Annotated in this window: 14 protein-coding genes, 1 rRNA gene and 2 pseudogenes; 4 read left to right on the top strand and 13 right to left on the bottom strand. The window is 57.9% G+C overall.

What is annotated here, in order from left to right; genetic code table 11:
* From ED661_RS21770 to ED661_RS21745, 5 genes are all read right to left on the bottom strand, one after another.
* Positions 1-197 (bottom strand): 16S ribosomal RNA (locus tag ED661_RS21770); the annotation flags it as partial.
* 796 nt (positions 198-993) lie between these two features.
* Positions 994-3,117 carry a molybdopterin oxidoreductase family protein gene (locus tag ED661_RS21760; protein WP_122077340.1) on the bottom strand — a complete coding sequence of 708 codons (2,124 nt, stop codon included), beginning with the start codon at positions 3,115-3,117 and terminating at the stop codon, positions 994-996.
* A 260-nt stretch (positions 3,118-3,377) separates the two neighbouring features.
* Positions 3,378-3,560 carry a hypothetical protein gene (locus ED661_RS21755; RefSeq protein ID WP_122077338.1) on the bottom strand — a complete coding sequence of 61 codons (183 nt, stop codon included), beginning with the start codon at positions 3,558-3,560 and terminating at the stop codon, positions 3,378-3,380.
* 204 nt (positions 3,561-3,764) lie between these two features.
* Positions 3,765-4,571, bottom strand: coding sequence for a crotonase/enoyl-CoA hydratase family protein (locus ED661_RS21750; protein ID WP_122077336.1), 807 nt, complete (start codon positions 4,569-4,571; stop codon positions 3,765-3,767).
* Between the two features lie 78 nt (positions 4,572-4,649).
* The gene (locus tag ED661_RS21745) at positions 4,650-6,419 is read right to left on the bottom strand and encodes an acyl-CoA dehydrogenase (RefSeq protein WP_162930225.1); all 1,770 of its coding nucleotides are present in this window, start codon (positions 6,417-6,419) and stop codon (positions 4,650-4,652) included.
* A 148-nt stretch (positions 6,420-6,567) separates the two neighbouring features.
* Here ED661_RS21745 and ED661_RS21740 point away from each other — a divergent pair, with 148 nt between their 5' ends.
* Complete coding sequence (locus tag ED661_RS21740; protein ID WP_122077330.1) at positions 6,568-7,671, top strand: AraC family transcriptional regulator; 1,104 nt, start codon at positions 6,568-6,570, stop codon at positions 7,669-7,671.
* A 221-nt stretch (positions 7,672-7,892) separates the two neighbouring features.
* Here the strand turns inward: ED661_RS21740 and ED661_RS21735 are convergent.
* From ED661_RS21735 to ED661_RS21725, 3 genes and pseudogenes are all read right to left on the bottom strand, one after another.
* Positions 7,893-8,084, bottom strand: a pseudogene (locus tag ED661_RS21735) ((2Fe-2S)-binding protein); the annotation flags it as partial.
* Positions 8,085-8,189: 105 nt separating this feature from the next.
* Complete coding sequence (locus ED661_RS21730) at positions 8,190-9,137, bottom strand: molybdopterin cofactor-binding domain-containing protein (RefSeq protein ID WP_371412475.1); 948 nt, start codon at positions 9,135-9,137, stop codon at positions 8,190-8,192.
* A 215-nt stretch (positions 9,138-9,352) separates the two neighbouring features.
* Positions 9,353-9,538: pseudogene (locus tag ED661_RS21725) on the bottom strand (diacylglycerol kinase); the annotation flags it as partial.
* Positions 9,539-9,543: 5 nt separating this feature from the next.
* On the opposite strand from ED661_RS21725, the gene ED661_RS21720 reads away from it, so the two are divergent.
* Entirely contained in the window at positions 9,544-9,888 is a 345-nt protein-coding gene (locus tag ED661_RS21720; RefSeq protein ID WP_122077325.1) for a glycine cleavage T C-terminal barrel domain-containing protein, read from the top strand.
* Between the two features lie 93 nt (positions 9,889-9,981).
* Here ED661_RS21720 and ED661_RS21715 read toward each other — a convergent pair whose 3' ends face one another.
* The 5 genes from ED661_RS21715 to ED661_RS21695 all read right to left on the bottom strand — a co-directional run bounded on the left by ED661_RS21715 (position 9,982) and on the right by ED661_RS21695 (position 13,915).
* Positions 9,982-10,140 carry a type II toxin-antitoxin system CcdA family antitoxin gene (locus tag ED661_RS21715; protein ID WP_122077321.1) on the bottom strand — a complete coding sequence of 53 codons (159 nt, stop codon included), beginning with the start codon at positions 10,138-10,140 and terminating at the stop codon, positions 9,982-9,984.
* A 233-nt stretch (positions 10,141-10,373) separates the two neighbouring features.
* Entirely contained in the window at positions 10,374-10,826 is a 453-nt protein-coding gene (locus tag ED661_RS21710) for an OsmC family protein (RefSeq protein ID WP_122077319.1), read from the bottom strand.
* Between the two features lie 45 nt (positions 10,827-10,871).
* Positions 10,872-11,666 (bottom strand): enoyl-CoA hydratase, encoded by a 795-nt coding sequence (locus tag ED661_RS21705; protein ID WP_122077317.1) that lies wholly within the window; start codon positions 11,664-11,666, stop codon positions 10,872-10,874.
* Positions 11,667-11,670: 4 nt separating this feature from the next.
* Entirely contained in the window at positions 11,671-12,837 is a 1,167-nt protein-coding gene (locus ED661_RS21700; RefSeq protein ID WP_122077315.1) for an acyl-CoA dehydrogenase family protein, read from the bottom strand.
* Between the two features lie 145 nt (positions 12,838-12,982).
* Positions 12,983-13,915, bottom strand: a complete 933-nt coding sequence (locus ED661_RS21695; RefSeq protein ID WP_122077313.1) for a LysR family transcriptional regulator — start codon at positions 13,913-13,915, stop codon at positions 12,983-12,985.
* A gap of 283 nt (positions 13,916-14,198) precedes the next feature.
* Between ED661_RS21695 and ED661_RS21685 the strand changes: the two genes are divergently transcribed.
* Both ED661_RS21685 and ED661_RS21680 read left to right on the top strand, forming a co-directional pair.
* Positions 14,199-15,935 carry a thiamine pyrophosphate-binding protein gene (locus tag ED661_RS21685; RefSeq protein WP_122077307.1) on the top strand — a complete coding sequence of 579 codons (1,737 nt, stop codon included), beginning with the start codon at positions 14,199-14,201 and terminating at the stop codon, positions 15,933-15,935.
* Complete coding sequence (locus tag ED661_RS21680; protein ID WP_122077304.1) at positions 15,935-16,117, top strand: hypothetical protein; 183 nt, start codon at positions 15,935-15,937, stop codon at positions 16,115-16,117. The genes ED661_RS21685 and ED661_RS21680 overlap by 1 nt, the downstream gene beginning before the upstream one ends.
* Positions 16,118-16,121: the final 4 nt, after the last annotated feature.

Here is a 16,121-nt window from a genome sequence, read left to right as displayed (position 1 = left end):
ATCCTTCTCCGATAAATCTTTCCCCCGAAGGGCGTATAAGGTATTACTCTCCGTTTCCAGAGGCTATTCCTTAGAGAAGGGCACGTTCCCACGCGTTACTAACCCGTCCGCCGCTCACTCCGAAGAGTGCGCTCGACTTGCATGTGTTAAGCCTGCCGCCAGCGTTCGTTCTGAGCCAGGATCAAACTCTCAAGTTGAAAGCGTCTCGCGACGCTATCCTTGACGTTCGAACCTCTGCACATCTCCAATACTCAGGACCGCTTTTGGGGGCAGATCCCTATGTCCACCCGGCTAAGGATTGGACACGTATCGGAAGTCATCTGTTTGATTGTGCTTCAGTTTACCAAAGTAAACAAAAGTCCGTTCAAACAGTGAAGCTGACACTAGATTATCGAACAGACCAAATGGCCCACCCTACTAGCGTTGATATACAGACGTTGATCCATCGAAACGAACCAAACCGCCCACATATCTCTTCAGTTATCATCAATGTCAAAGAGCAACACCAAAAGGCCAAAAACAAGACCACTACGCCAATTCCTTAGCGCAACCGCCTCACATCATACCATCAGATGCCCCAGTCTCTCCTGAGCGTCTCAACCGTCTTTCCGATCCGTCAGCACTGTCTTTCCAGTCCGTCAGCACTGTCTTTCCAGTCCGTCAGCACCGTCTTTCCAGTGTGTCAGCAGCACCTCCGCCGCCCACCGTGCCGCGTCTCCGCTGCCGGTAGAGGGGGTTCTAAGTATAACCCCGGGAACCCGCAAGCCCTAAATTACAAAAATCACATCTTTTTTGGATAAGGAAGGAAATTGCTATAAAAACATAGTGTTACCCAAAATCTCTCCGCGCAAATACATCTCAACCTCATCCCGGAAAAGTACACACAGCTGACTCGACCCCGATTCCATCACCGGACCACAGACAGCACCCAGTCACCTTTCCATGCATACTCCCACCGGAGGCAAACGCCCCTTCTTCAAACGATCCAGAATGTTATTTGGCGGCGCGGGCCAAAGGCTCCTGATTTACAGCAGCCAGTCGCACAGGCACCCCGTTAAAGGCCGCGTTGCCACTGACAGGGTCAATACGGCGATCATCTGTCAAATCATTGATAGAGACAGTCTGCACCTTGGTCGCCGCAGAAAGCTCCCCCTGCCGCTGCCCCCAGCCCTGTGGGATCGACACGACGCCTGGGGCAATCTCATCGGTGATCTCAATGGGCAAGGTCGCAGTTCCAACCGCACTGTCGATCTGCACCTCACCAACTTCACCCAGACCAAACCGCACAGAGTCTGCCGGGTTGAGCTGGATGGTGCAGCGATCGCGTCCCTTTACCAGTCGGGGGCTGTTTTGGGTCCAGCTATTGTGGCTACGTACCTGACGACGGCCAATCATCAACAACGGGAACTCTTCGCTAACGGGCGACTGAAAGGCCTGAAGCCGTGGCAGATCCGCGAGGAACACCTCGGGCGCCAGATTTATCCGTGCATCAGGGGTTTCCAGCCGGTCGGCCAAGTTGGGCACCAGGGGACCAAGGTCGATGGAGCCGGTTGGCGCCGTCAGCAGCGCTTCGACGGTGACTGAATTGCTGTGATAGCCCTGTGGCAATAACATTGCCAAAACCTCGGTCGGCGACGGACCTATGCTGTTGGAGCCGGAGATCCTTGCCGTCAGACGGGAGATCAGCTCCCATTCCTGCGGGTTGCCGTTGGGGGTCTCAAAAATAGGCGCGGCAAAGGCGGCGGTATTATGAACCGCAAAACTGTGGAAGACCATGTCATAGACCTCTTCCTCCAGCGCCACGCTGGCCGGCAGGATCAGATCGGCATGGCGGGTGGTGTCGTTGATATGGAGGTCAATCGACATCATGAAGTCGAGGTTTTCAAACGCACGGCCAATCCGCTGACCATTAGGGGCCGTCAACACCGGGTTTCCGGCCACGGTAATCATCGCTTTGATCTGGCCCTCGCCCGGCATCTCCATCTCTTCAGCCATGACCGAAACCGGGAACTCGCCATTATAGAGCGGCTGCTGTGACACCCGCGAGCGTTTCTCGGGGTAGCTGCGTGTCTTGCCCTTGCGGCTGGTCATGCCGACATAATCCAGCGCCGGGGTGGTGAACATCGCGCCGCCAGCGCTGTCAAAATTGCCGGTAATGATGTTGAGCGCATTATTGGCCCATTGGCACAGGGAACCAAAGCTCTGGGTCGATGCCCCCATACGCGCATAACACACAGCCGATTTGGCAGTGGCAAAATCAAAGGCCAGCGCGCGGATGGTCGACGCCTCGATGCCGGTCATCTCGGCGGCCTTGTCAGCTGTAAAGGGCTGAACCGCCTCTTTCAGGATCTCAACCCCATCAGTGATCGCGGCCAGTGCGCCGAGATCTTCCAGACCCTGGGCAAAAACCTCATGTATCAAAGCCAGCAACAGGAAGGCATCACTTTCGGGCTGGATAAACAGATGCTCGCCCGCGCGGGTTGCGGTTTCCGTGCGACGCGGGTCAATCACCACCACACGGCCACCGCGCGCCTTGATCTCATCCATGCGCTTGCCAAAACCCGGCGCTGTCATCATCGACCCGTTCGAGACAACCGGGTTGCCACCAAGGATCAGCATCAGATCAGTACGTGCCACATCCGGCACCGGGATGAGCATCGGATGGCCCAGCATGTGGATCGAAGCCACGTGATGCGGGATCTGGTCCGCCGTGGCTGAGGAATAGCGGTTGCTGGTCCCAAGCGCCTTGATCAGGCCTGGCAGAGTCAGAAGGTTGCCAAACTTATGCGCATTGGGATTGCCGAGATAGACGCCAACCCCATCCTTGCCATGCGCCTGTTGCACTGCGGCCAGACGCTCAACAGCAAAATCATAGGCCTCCTCCCAGCTGATCGGCACAAACTCCCCATCAACCTTTTTCAACGGCGTCGTCACCCGGTCTGGATCGGTGCGGAAATCCTGCAAGGCGATGGCCTTGGGGCAGATATGACCGCGTGACAGCGGATCCTCTGGGTTTGGCTTGATGGAATGTACCTGATCCTCGTCATAGGTGACAATCAGCCCGCACATGGCCTCGCAGATATTGCAGGTTCGAAACTGGGTTTTCAGGTCGCTCATGGCTGCCTCCGGCTGGGTTCGCGTGTATCCGTCAGGGCTTCGAGCCTAGACGAGCAATCCAGCGTTTTGCAGAGGTTTATCCCGGCGTCACCGCGCTTGGACCAAACGTAACTTTGTCCTCTTGGCCCAAAAACCAAGTCCATCGGAGGCAATCTGCCCTGCACCTTGGTAGTTTTACACAGGCTCACTCCGGCCAGATCACGCACAAAGCCTGCTCACCCTCCCGAGGGGAAGGAAAGCCAGCCCCCTAGGGTGCCGCCCTATTTCTTTGGCTTGTCGCGGGCTGCTTTTTCTTCTTTGGTCATCTTGTTGTTCCAAACATTGTTGCTCAGCCCCAGCTCGGCGGGCATCGGTTTGGTTTTGCCAACGCTGACTTTGCCTCCCTTATTCAGGAACTCCTGAATAAGCGCGTCATCGGTGTTTTCTTTGGGAACATGTTTCATGCGGTCAATTCTTTCCTTCATCCCGTAAGCGGGCAACAAAAGCGATACAGATCCGGCAGTGACAGACCAATTGATCTGCCACCCTTTTTCTCTATCTGATTCCCCTGCCCTTCACCAGCTTGCACCCGGTCCAGAAGTGGTCCCACAAAGAAAAACCCGCCCTTCACACAAAGGGCGGGGCAACGTTTTGCAAAGGAGATGTTCCTAGTCGTTGCGGCGCACGCGGGCGGCGCTTTTGTCGGCAAAGGCCGCAAGCCGGGCCCGGGCGTCGGGCTGGGTGTTGACCACGCCGGCCACCACGGCCTCGGCATAGGCCGCATCCATGGCCGACATGTTCTGCATGTGGCTCACGGCGGAGCAGATGGCAAAGTTGGACAGCGGCAGGTTTTCTGCCGTGCGGCGCGCCAGCTCCAGCGCCTTGTCAAAGCTGGAACCCTCAACAATATACTGTGCCAGGCCCAGATCGCAGGCTTCCTGGCCCTGGTAGACCCGGCCGGTCAGCATCATGTCAATCATGCGGGACTTACCCACCAGATCGGTCACACGGATGGTTGCGCCGCCGCCAGTGAACAGCCCACGCTGACCTTCGGGCAGGGCAAAATAGGTGCTCTGATCCATCACCCGGATATGGGCCGAGCTCGCGAGCTCGAGCCCGCCGCCGACAACCGCGCCCTGCAGGGCGGCGATAACGGGAACCCCACCATATTCCATCTTGTTGAAGGCCTCGTGCCAGCGCAGGCAGACATGCATAAAGTCAGCCGGGCTGCGGTCTTCGTCGTGATGTTCGATCAGATCCAGGCCAGCGCAGAAATGATCGCCAGACCCAGCCAGAACCACGGCTTTCACACCAGCACGCGGTGCGGTGGAGAAGAAATCCACCAGCTCTTCGATGGTGTCAATGTCCAGCGCGTTGCGCTTGGTTGGGCGGTTCAGGGTGACAACCCAAACGCCATCATCATGGGGCTGAAGGTCGAGGTTCTTGAAGCGGGAAATGTCGATTTTGACGGTCATGATACAGTCCTTGTTAGCAAAGGGAGGTGCGGGCCTCTGACACAGAGGCCTCGCCCTAAAGGGAAAATCACTAGGCGATTACAGCAGTGCTGCTGACAGGCTCTCGGCACCGGACACGCAGCGGCTGCGCTGCACCTCTACTTCACAGAGAACGTGATCCGCATAGAACCGGGCCGAAGCCACTTTGGCCGCCATGAACTCAGGGTCTTCACCACGCGCCAGGGCAGCCTCAGAAGCCAGCAGCCCACGCGCCATCTGCCAGCCAGAGACCAGATTGCCGGCCAGCATCAGATAGGGCACGCCAGCGCCAAAGGCGGCGGGCATTTCGCTTTTGTCCAGGCTCAGCAGATGCGCGACCACCTCCTCAAAGGCAGCCCGTGCTGCGGTCAGCCGTGGCGCTATGGCCTGTGCAGCGGGAGAGCCGGCGGCCAGCGCGGTTTCGGTTTCGGCAATCAATGCCGCCAGGGCACGGGCCGTGGTGCCACCATCGCGCAGGGTTTTGCGGCCCACCAGATCATTGGCCTGAATGGCGGTGGTGCCCTCATAGATCGGCAGGATGCGGGCATCGCGGTAATGCTGTGCGGCGCCGGTTTCCTCGATAAAGCCCATGCCACCATGCACCTGCACACCCAAAGACGCCACCTCGACACCGTTTTCCGTGCTAAAGCCTTTGACCAGCGGGGTGAGGAATTCCGACAGCGCCTTGGCCTCGACCCGGGCCTCTGACGTGGACGCGTTGCGCGCCATGTCCTGACAGCCGGCCGCAAATGCTGCCATACCACGGGCGCCTTCGGTCAGGACCCGCATCCGCATCAACATGCGGCGTACATCTGGGTGGTGAATAATGGTGACGGCCTCGCGGGTGGAGCCATCAACCGGGGCGCTCTGCACCCGCTCCTTGGCATAGGCCAGCGCCTGCTGATAGGCGCGCTCACCCACGGCGATGCCCTGCAATCCCACCGCATAGCGGGCCGAGTTCATCATCTCGAACATATAGGTGAGACCAGCGTTTTCTTCGCCAATCAGAAAGCCAGTGGCCTCCTCGAACTGCAACACGGCGGTGGGGCTGGCCTTGATCCCCAGCTTGTGTTCGACGCTCTGGCAGTGAACCGAATTGCGCGCACCGAGGGAACCATCGGAATTGACCATATACTTGGGCACCAGAAACAGGCTGATGCCTTTGACACCGGCAGGCGCATCGGGCGTGCGCGCCAACACCAGATGGACGGTGTTTTCCGACATGTCATGCTCACCATAGGTGATGAAGATCTTGGTGCCGCTGACCTTATAGGTGCCATCGGCCTGGGCTTCGGCACGGCTGCGCACCAGCGCCAGATCGCTGCCGGCCTGAGGCTCGGTCAGGTTCATTGTGCCAGTCCATTTGCCGCTGACCAGGTTCTCCAGATAGGTTGCTTTGGTTTCGTCAGACCCAGCCGTGAGCAGTGCCTCGATGGCGCCATCTGTCAGCAGCGGGCAAAGCGCGAAGCTGAGGTTGGCGGCATTCAGCACCTCGGTGGCCGCGGCGCCTACGGCGCGGGGCAGATCCTGACCGCCAAACTCACCGGGATGCGGCAGGCTCTGCCAACCCATCTCTACAAACTTGGCATAGGCTGCGGCAAAGCCATCAGCCAGCACCACTTTACCGTCTTTCACATGTGAGCCGGCCTCATCCCCCGAAGCATTCAACGGCGCAATTTCTTCCGTACAAAAGCGCCCCAGCTCTTCCAATACGGCAGCTGCATCTGACAGCTCCAGCCCGTCGTATTTCTCCAGCCCTGAGACTTCGGACCAGCGAGAGAGATGTTCAATATTGAAAAGCATGTCTTTTACGGGTGCATCAAAACTCACGGGCTGTTCCCTCCACTGGGGTGTCTATCTGGTCTATGGCCAATACTGGCTTGCTTAATATGCCAGATAAAGAGGCTGAATTACCGGAACAATCTCCCCAACGGACGAAAACATTGCAAAAAGTGACAAAGCAGAGCAAAACACCCCAATGAGTTCAGATCCAACCCCCGGCATTCTACCCACCGTATCGCGCGCCTTTCTCGAGGACTGGCTGCGCCTGTTGCGCCAACAGTGCCCGCCACAACAATTGGCAGGGTTTCTGAACCAGATCCGCCTGACTGAGACCATCCAGCCCGGGGGGCGCGTCACCCATGATCAGATCGTGCGGCTATACCAGCTGATCGCAGCAGAAACCGGGGATGAGATGTTGGGCCTCTGGAGTCGCCCCATTCGCTCCGGCACGCTGAAACATCTCTGTGCGTCAATGCGGGGGGCCTCTTCGCTCTCGGCGGCGCTGTTTCGCTTCACCTCCTTTTGGAATCTCTTGCTGGATGACTTTCAACTGGTGCTCGAGACCGAGGCCGGGCAAATGTGCGTCCTACTGAAACCACGCGGGGCTTATCAACCACAGCGGTTTGGTCATATGCTGCTGCTGAAACTGGCCCATGGGGTTTCCTCCTGGCTGACGGGGCGTGAATTACCGCTGGCGCAGGTTGGCTTTGCTTTTGAACGCCCCGATTTTGCCGAGGATTACCCCATCTTGTTTCCGGCCCCTATCCTCTTTGGCCAGGCGCAGTCGCGCATTGTCTTTGCCGCGCAGCCTGATGACCTGCCTGTTGCCCGCAGTGAGGTTGAGATGCAGGAGTTTTTGCTGCGCGCGCCACGCGACTGGATCTTCACCAGCTATCGCACCCATGCCCTGCCCCTGCGCCTGCGTGAATTGCTGTTGCTGTCTGACCGGCTGGACTACCACCTCAAGGATGCTGCCAAGGACCTTAATCTAACCCCCCGCACTCTGATCCGGCGGCTAGATGCCGAAGGCACCTCGTTTCAAGGGATCAAGGATGGGCTCCGCCGTGATATTGCAATTCGGGACCTGTCGCGCGGTCTCAAAAGCATCGAAGAAATCTCTCAGGATATCGGCTTTGCCTCAGCGGCCAATTTCCATCGGGCATTTCGGCGCTGGACCAACGCCACCCCAGGCGCCTATCGCCAAGGTCTTCCCGGCGAGGCTGGTCATCGGCATTTGCCGCACCAAAATAGCAAAGACGTCGAAGACAGATCTGTGGTGGCGTTCTGGGTAGACGATTAGGGCCAGACACACCTGCGCCCAGCTGAACAGAACCTCATGATCTACCAAGCGCAGCACAGCTATCAACACCTGGAATGCAGGAAGTCTGAACAGTTACAACGCACCAAAAGGCATGAAATTCTTGGCCCACAAACAGGGTACCCATTAATCCAACTTGTCAGAGCAGCTGGATCATATTGAAGGCCAAGAAACGAAGCTCAGACCGCAATCCCTTTCCGAGACTACTGCTCCTTTGACATTAACTCAGCGCTGCGGTGAATGGCCTTGCGAATGCGCGGATAGGTTCCACACCGGCATAGGTTGCCCGACATCGCAGCATCGATATCTTTGTCGGTTGGTTTGGGATTAGCCTCCAGCAGGGCTGCGGCCGACATGATCTGACCCGACTGGCAATACCCGCATTGTGGCGTCTGCAGTTTGACTTTTTCCGGAGAGATGCCAAGCGTCCCGGCCACAGCATAGATCGTTGCGCCCGGCACCTGAGTACCAGCCCAGACTTCAGCATGCTGGCCATCGTCTTAGACTGACACAACAGCGTTGAGCGGCTCAATTTGAGCATGATACATGAAATCAGAGCTGTATTCACGCTCAATGACTTCGCCAGCAGAGGCGATGCCGGCGAGCGCGTCGCCATGAGTGTCCCAGGGAATTCCCTGTCTTTCCAGATCCCGTGCTGTGTCTACGTTTCTTTGAATTGCTGTTGCACTCGCGTGGTTGTGCGCAGCGCCAGCATCCGACCACTGAATACTTAGCTTTTTACGAGCCGCCAGCGCTTGATGGTATTGGCGGGCGACAACCGCAACAACGCCGTCTCCAGTCAAAACCTCTACGACACCAGGGGACTTGCGCGCTTCTAAATGATCAACAGATTCAACAGTGGTTCCATCGATCGGCGCACGGGTTACCGCAGCGTAGAGCATTCCGGGAAGTGACACATCGATACTGAATTTGGTACTCCCATTCATTTTGCATGGCGGATCGTACCTTGGGACCGTCTTCCCTATAAGCCTAAAGTCTTTGGGGTCTTTCAGCGCTACGGATTCAAGTGACGGCAAATCAGCGGGCATCTCGCTCGACTGTGCAATCTCAGCGTAGCTCAGACAGCGGCCGCTTGCTTCATGACAAACCTGACTTGGACGTGTGGTCAACTCTGTCACTGGCACATCTAGCTGAATGGCCGCGTTTCTCATCAGAACTTGACGAGCCTGCGCCCCATAGCGCCGCAGACGATCAAAATAAGCCGCCGCCGCACGGCTGGCGCTGGTGAAAACCATGTTGCCAAACATGGGGTCGCCATATTCATCTCCAAACGCCGGCGAGGGGGCAATTCTGACGTCAGCCCACTCGGCGTCCATCTCTTCGGCAACCACCAATGGCAGGGATGTCCATGTGCCCTGACCCATCTCGGCAGAGGAGGAAAAGATGGTTATCAAGCCCTCGGAGCCAATATTGATATAGGCATTGATGGTACGGCTGCCAGCAGCAACAGTCTCACTCGCCGCGACCTGCCCCCCCCTTTACGCCCAAAGAAAGTGTAAAGGTGAGGCCTGCTGTCGACTGAATGAATTGCCGCCTGGATTGATAGCGACGTTGACTCGTCGGATTGGAAGTCATCGAATTCTCCGTGACGTTTATCTGAATCTGATTTTGAGTTAGATCGAGCTTGTGCGCTTCGAGGAAACTAGTTCCTCGAAGGGATGATTTTCAGATAGGCCGCGATGGCCGCGCGATCTCCATCGGCCAGCTTGCTGGTGTTCTCGATCACATCGGCCATTTCGCCGCCTGCGGTATCAAACTTGGGCGTGAAGCCGGATTTCAGGTATTCGGCGATATCGCGTTCGAACCAGTCAAGACCAGCTGGCGTGAGCGCTTTTGGCTGCGGATCGGACCAGTCGCAGCTGGGGCATTCGCGTCGAAGGTGGTACCGCACTACGCGGTCGCACGCTGCGCCAAGATGGCCAATCGGTTGGGCGCGTAACCTCAAGCACCTGGTCACCCTATCAGGTCTGCGGCATTGGTATCGCTCATCTCGACGGCACTAAATTGCAGCCCGGCGACATTGTCGAGGTCGACTGCGATGATGGCGAAAAGCGCCAGGGTCAGTTGTGTAGCCTGCCAATGTACGATCCCAAGGGAGAGATCGTGCGCGGGATCAATACCACTGCTCCCGCCACCCCAGAGCCCTGGCCGGGTATCAAGATCCCAGAAACCGCTTAAAGCGGCACGTCAAGACAACAAGGATGGCCGCGCAGAAGCGGCCATCTGTTGTCTGCGTTTTTACAATGAAAGGCAGGACAGGCATCAGGCAGTCTATGGTCCGGAAGAGGCAGATCTCAAAAGGCTGCTCAAATACCCTCGATCAGAATATCCAAGGCACGCTTCGGCAAGACGCGACTTGTTCAGCCCAAGCGAACGGGCCGTTTCTGCAACATCAGCATCCAATGCCAGGTTTACCTCTACCCGGCCCACATCAGCTTCCGTCAACTGCGTATAACTCAGGAGTATAGGTCACAAACCTAAGCCCTTCCAGAATTGGGAGAGCGCAGTTGGTCCTGAAACGAGGCATGTGAGTAAAAAGACCCTAACTTGGGTCAAAGCGCAGATAGGGCCGTCAAAAATGTGCCTCAAGCCGACGACGGGCTGTCGGGTTGAGACGCCAAGTAGGGGCCAAAGCCCCCAGGGGAGGTTCTGATAATCAGTGCTTAAACAACTGGGGCAATGGTCATCTTGGCCGAGATGGAATTGGCCACAAAGCAATAGCGATGGGCGCGCTCGTGCATTTCTTCGATCTTTTCTGCTCCCATCTGGAACCCGGTGTCAAAGGAGACGCGCGGCATCAGCTTCAGCTCGGTCACAGCCATCAGGCCCTTGTCGGTCTTGCCCAATGAAGCCTCGGCGTGATCGGCATAGGTCGAGACCGGCCAGCCCGCCTTGGCCGCCAATGCCAGAAAGGTCATCATGTGGCAGCTTGAAAGAGAGGCCGCCAGCGCCTGCTCGGGATTGGTGGCATCGGCATCGCCGCCCCAATCAGGTGCCGCATCGCCCGGCAGGGTAAACTGCGCGTTATAAGTAATGTCATGACCGTTATCGATCTTGCCCTCAGCAAGCGTCGGGGTGGAACGGAACCAGGACAGGTCTATTGAGAGCTCGGACATCGCACGAACCTTTCTTCAGCATTGCAAATTCAGTGAGAGAAGCCCCTAGGAGGCGTCCCATTGCGGTGCGCGTTTTTCCAAGAAGGCGGTGATGCCCTCCTTGGCGTCCGCGATCATCATGTTGTCCACCATCACCTCGGTGGCATAGGCGTAGGCCTGATCCAGGGGCATTTCGACCTGCGCATAAAAGGCCTGCTTGCCGATCTTCAGGGTGCGCCCGGATTTACTGGCGATCTGCGCTGCCATGGCCTGGGTCTCACGCATCAGGTCTTCAGCCGTGGTGATGTCGCTGATCAGGCCCCATTCCAATGCCGTTCTGGCATCTGTCATCTGCCCGGTCAGCAGCATCTTCATCGCCTGCTTGCGCCCCAGATTGCGCGAAAGCGCCACCATCGGCGTCGAGCAAAACAGCCCGATGTTCACACCTGGGGTCGCAAACTGCGCGCCCTCAACAGCAACCGCAAGATCACAGCTGGCCACCAGCTGACAGCCGGCCGCAGTGGCCGTACCCTGCACCGCTGCAATCACGGGCTTTGGGCAATTCACAATCGCCTGCATCACAGCGGAACAGGCCCGCATGGTTTCCTGAAAGAAAGCCTTGCCGCCATCTTCCTGCGCCCGCGCTGCGGTCATTTCTTTCAGATCATGACCCGCACAGAACACCGGGCCATTGGCCGCCAGAATGAGGACCTTAACATCTTTGCGCGCGCCCCAATCCTGAAGCGCTTCGTGCAGGGCGGCCAGCATTGCCAGCGACAGGCTATTGCGCGCTTTGGGGCGGTTCAGGGTGAGGGTGGCAACAGCGCCGGTCACCGAGACCTGGAGAATTTCATCTGTCATCGCCTTAGTCCTTCAACAATCCGCGGGCCACCACCAGCTTCATTATCTCGGTGGTGCCGGCGTAGATGCGCTCAATCCGGTTGTCGCGATACATCCGCTCCAGCGGGTATTCAGTCATCAGCCCATAGCCGCCAAACAGCTGCAGGCAGCGATCAATGATTTTGGCCTGCAGCTCGGTCAGCCAGTATTTCGCCATCGAGACCTTCTCGGTGGTCAGTCGCCCTTCAAGATGTTCGCTGATGCAATGGTCCAGAAAGACCTTGGCGATGGTGAATTCCGAAGCACATTCCGCCAGCACAAACTGGGTATTCTGGAAATCAGCGATCTTTTTGCCAAAGGCCTGGCGCTCCTTGACATAATCCAATGTCAGGCGCAGCGCACGTTCCATCCGGGCCACGGCATAGACGCCGATCAACAGGCGCTCCTGTGGCAACTGCTCCATCATCTGGGCAAAACCCTTGCCCTCTTCCGGACCAATCAGCGCCGAGGCGGGCACCCGCATCTCGTCAAAGAACAGCTCGGAGGTGTCGTTGGACTTCATCCCCACCTTGTCGAGATTACGACCGCGGCGGAAGCCCTCCAACCCATCGGTTTCAACAGCAAAGAGCGAAATTCCGCGTCCACCCGCTGTGGGATCGGTCTTGGCGGCAATCACGATCAGGTTGGCCAGCTGGCCATTGGTAATGAAGGTCTTGGAGCCGGAGATGGAATAGTGATTGCCATCCTTGCGCGCCACGGTCTTGATGTTTTGCAGATCAGATCCGGCCCCGGGCTCGGTCATGGCGATGGCGCCGATCAGCTCACCAGAGACCATGCGCGGCAACAGGCTGCGTTTTTGATCCTCGGAACCGTAGTGAATGATATAGGGGATCACGATGGAGTTGTGCAGCCCGCCGCCCCAGCCATCGATTCCGGCCAGATTGCCCTGATAGGCGATCACCGCATCATGGGCAAAACTGCCACCGGGGCCGTCGTAATCTTCCGGCACCTCAGCACCCAAAAGCCCCATTTCACCCGCCTTTTCCCACAGTGACCGTGGAAAGGCACCTTGCTTTTCCCACTCATCGTAGTCTGGCGCGCATTCCTTTTCATAGAACTGCGTGCAGGCATCCGCGAGCATCTGAAGCTCATCATCCATCCAGGGAGAAGCTGGGACTTGCAGGTTGGTCATAGGGGCGCCGCCATTGTCTAAGGGCGGAAAGTGCCGCCATTGGTGTTGCGGCGATGGTAGGCAGAAGGATTTTGGCAGACTAATTTTTTGTCGCGATTGAGGTGATACACATTTGTTATGACCCCCTCCGCATGACCTGTCTGGTTTACTCGGGGGTGATAATCTCGCCCTTCCAATTGCCGTTCTGCACCTCACTCACCAATACATTGCGCACCACCTCATAGACGGCAGCTGCGACCGGCGTTTGTGGCCGCAGCCGCGAGGTCGCCAGTGAGATATTGCGCGACAGATTGGGATCAATGATGCGACGGGCGTCGATGTCGCCACCGGGCAACAGATCCGCCATTGAGGGCCAGTTGAGCACCGTGGCACCAATCCCAGCCAGCACCATGCTGCGAATGGTCAGCAATGATTGCTGTTCATAGCGGATAGTGGGTGCGTGGCCCTTTTCGATCATCGCCTCTTCCAGTGCCCGGCGCACATGCACCTGCCGATTGGGCATCACCAGCGCCCGGCCGGCCAGTTCTACCAGCCTGATATCGGAGTAATCCGGCTCACCCCCCTGACAGCGCGAAAACAAAAACAGATCCTCGCGCAGAACCGGATCAAGGTTCACGTCCTGCAGCCGACCGACGTTGGGCAGGATACCAAAATCCACCTTGCCAGTTTCGATCATCTGTCCCGCCTCGTAGCCGAGACTGTCGAGGATGGTCACTTTGATCTCCGGATAACGGCGCTCGACCTCCAGAATGATACTGGCCGCTAGCATGCCGGAAATCCCCACCGGCAGGGCAACGGTGATATCCCCCACCAGTTTTCCGGCCGCGTTATTGGTGTCTTGTTTGGCAAACTGGATCTGTTCAAGAATGGATTTGGCATGACCATAAAACCGCCGTCCGGCCTCGGTCACCTGGGTGCCGCTGGGGCCACGTGCCAACAGCTCGACCCCGACTTCGGCTTCCAATTCCACCATCTGACGGCTCAGCGCTGGCTGCGCCACATAGAGTTCGCGCGAGGCGGAAATGAAGCCGCCGTTTTCGACAATCGAACAGAAATAGCGCAGTTGGATCAGTTTCATTCACGGGTCTCCAAGGTCAACAAAACACTGTCCGCCATGCTCATGTGCTATCAGAGCCTTACGGGCTGCAAAAGAGGTCGGGACCAATTTCACTAAGAACAAGCTGTCAAACGGCTGGTTTACAGCATTTTGCCCCCCGAAGAGACCGGGCAATACCAAAGCGGTATCGGTGCAATCGCTCAATAGGATTTGTGCCAGGCGGCATCTTTCCACCACTCTTGCAGTCAACGCCCCAGCCGTCAGCGGCCTTGGCATATCTTGCAACGCATCGCGGAGAATTTGAATGACAACCGAAACCAAGAAAATGATCCGTGGCGGAGCCCTGCTGGCCCGCGCCTTCAAAGAAAAGGGCATTGACCATGCCTTCACACTGGCCGGTGGTTTCTGCAACCCGGCGCTGGAAGGCTTCATGGAATGCCAGATGCCGGTGATCAACACCCCGCATGAACAAGTCGCCGGTCACCTGGCCGACGGTCATGCCCGCATCACCCGCAAGCCAACGCTTTGCCTGGTCGGGCCCGAGGGCTTTGCCAATGCCGTGCCTGCCATGCTGGAAGCCTGGGGCGAGCGCAGCCCGGTGATCTTTGTCACCGGCTCCTCCACCCTGAAACGCCAGGGCTCTGGCGGCTTCAAAGAAATCGACGATGTCGCCATCGCCGCGCCCCTGACCAAGTATTCCGAGCAGATCGTCGACGGCAGCCGGATCAGTGAATTTGTCGACCGCGCCTGGAAAGCGGCCACCACCGGTTATCCCGGCCCGGTGCATCTGGCGCTGCCGGTGGACATCATGTTCTCCTCCTTCCCCGAAGACGCCGGTCTGGATGAACGCCCGTTTGACCGCACCGACACGCCAGTACCCCGCGCCTGGCCCGATCCCTCAGCACTGGGTCCGGTTCTAGAAACCATCAAAAACGCCGAACGCCCGGTGGTGATCGCCGGCCATGGTGTCTGGTGGTCCAAGACCGAAAACAAGCTGGCCGAGGCCTGCAACAAGCTGCGAGTGCCGGTCTATAACGTGCCCTATCACACCAAAAACCTGGGCGAAGAAAGCGAGTGCTACATTGGCCTTGCGGATTTCCACCAGTTCCACCCCTCAAAACCGGCCATCCACGAGGCGGACGTTGTGGTCATGGTCGGCTGTCGCCTGGATAACCAGATGAACTTTGGCAACCCGCCTTTCATTCTGGAAGGCACCAAGCCGATCTGCGTGAACGGCAGCCACGAAGAACTGGACTACAACCACGGCGCCGATATGCCGCTGCTGTCGGATCCCGGCGCCTTCCTTGATGCCATGGGCGCCCTGGACAAGAGCTGGGACAGCTGGTTCGATCTGCAGGTCCAGCGCCGCAGCGAGTGGGTCATGGAGTGGAGCGCACATCTGGAAGAAGAAGATGCCAAGCACCAGGCCGGCGACTGCAAAATGCACCCGCTGCAGCTGGGCGTCGATGTTCAGGCCGAGATGAATGACGGCGACTGGCTGGTCTTTGACGGCGGCAACACGCATTTCTGGAACGAGATTGCCACCAATATCGCTGCCAAACGCGGGTTGAAACTGGGCGGCATCATGCATCCGGGCAACTACAGCCTGCTGGGTGTCGGTGTCTCCTTTGGCCTCTCGGCCAAGAATGTGCATCCCGATAAGAACGTGGTTGTGGTTTCGGGGGATGGCGCCTTCCTGTCCGGTGGTCTTTTGGTTGAGGCCTGTTTCCAGGAGAACCCGCCCATCGTGGTCATCATCGACAACAACGGTGGCCTTGATTGCATCAGCCAGCAGCAGGAAAAACTGTTCAAAAACGGTCAGCATTATGCCACCGATTTCCGCGACATCCCCTTCCACACATTGTTCGAAGGCATGGGCGGCTTTGGCGAGCTGGTGACCAAGCGCGAAGATCTCTCTGGCGCCATCCAGCGGGCGATTGCCAGCGGCAAGACGGCCTGCGTCAACGTCAAATGCCGCGGCGTGATCAGCCCCATCGTCGCCGCCACCGCTGACAAACGCGACAAGGCCTCGATCGAATAATGGCGGTTCTCAGCTCCCATACCCTGAACAGCACCGATGGCACCCACGCGGGTGGCATCGGCGTTACCCTGCACAGGTTGACGGACAGCGGGCCAGAGCTGGTCTTTGCCGGTGAAACCGACGCCGGAGGCCGGTTGCGCCACGAGATCCCTGCGGATCAGGTCGACACCAGCGCCAGTTAGGAGC

The sequence above is a fragment of the Pseudophaeobacter sp. EL27 genome (assembly GCF_900313025.1).
In the GTDB taxonomy this organism is placed as follows: Bacteria; Pseudomonadota; Alphaproteobacteria; order Rhodobacterales; family Rhodobacteraceae; genus Pseudophaeobacter.
This window is presented reverse-complemented; position numbering and strand designations above follow the sequence as displayed.

Bases quoted from the DNA above. Each gene is read 5' to 3' on its own strand.
- ED661_RS21760 (WP_122077340.1), bottom strand. From the start codon at position 3,117: ATGAGCGACCTGAAAACCCAGTTTCGAACCTGCAATATCTGCGAGGCC.
- ED661_RS21755 (WP_122077338.1), bottom strand. From the start codon at position 3,560: ATGAAACATGTTCCCAAAGAAAACACCGATGACGCGCTTATTCAGGAG.
- ED661_RS21750 (WP_122077336.1), bottom strand. From the start codon at position 4,571: ATGACCGTCAAAATCGACATTTCCCGCTTCAAGAACCTCGACCTTCAG.
- ED661_RS21740 (WP_122077330.1), top strand. From the start codon at position 6,568: ATGAGTTCAGATCCAACCCCCGGCATTCTACCCACCGTATCGCGCGCC.
- ED661_RS21710 (WP_122077319.1), bottom strand. From the start codon at position 10,826: ATGTCCGAGCTCTCAATAGACCTGTCCTGGTTCCGTTCCACCCCGACG.
- ED661_RS21705 (WP_122077317.1), bottom strand. From the start codon at position 11,666: ATGACAGATGAAATTCTCCAGGTCTCGGTGACCGGCGCTGTTGCCACC.
- ED661_RS21700 (WP_122077315.1), bottom strand. From the start codon at position 12,837: ATGACCAACCTGCAAGTCCCAGCTTCTCCCTGGATGGATGATGAGCTT.
- ED661_RS21695 (WP_122077313.1), bottom strand. From the start codon at position 13,915: ATGAAACTGATCCAACTGCGCTATTTCTGTTCGATTGTCGAAAACGGC.
- ED661_RS21685 (WP_122077307.1), top strand. From the start codon at position 14,199: ATGACAACCGAAACCAAGAAAATGATCCGTGGCGGAGCCCTGCTGGCC.
- ED661_RS21680 (WP_122077304.1), top strand. From the start codon at position 15,935: ATGGCGGTTCTCAGCTCCCATACCCTGAACAGCACCGATGGCACCCAC.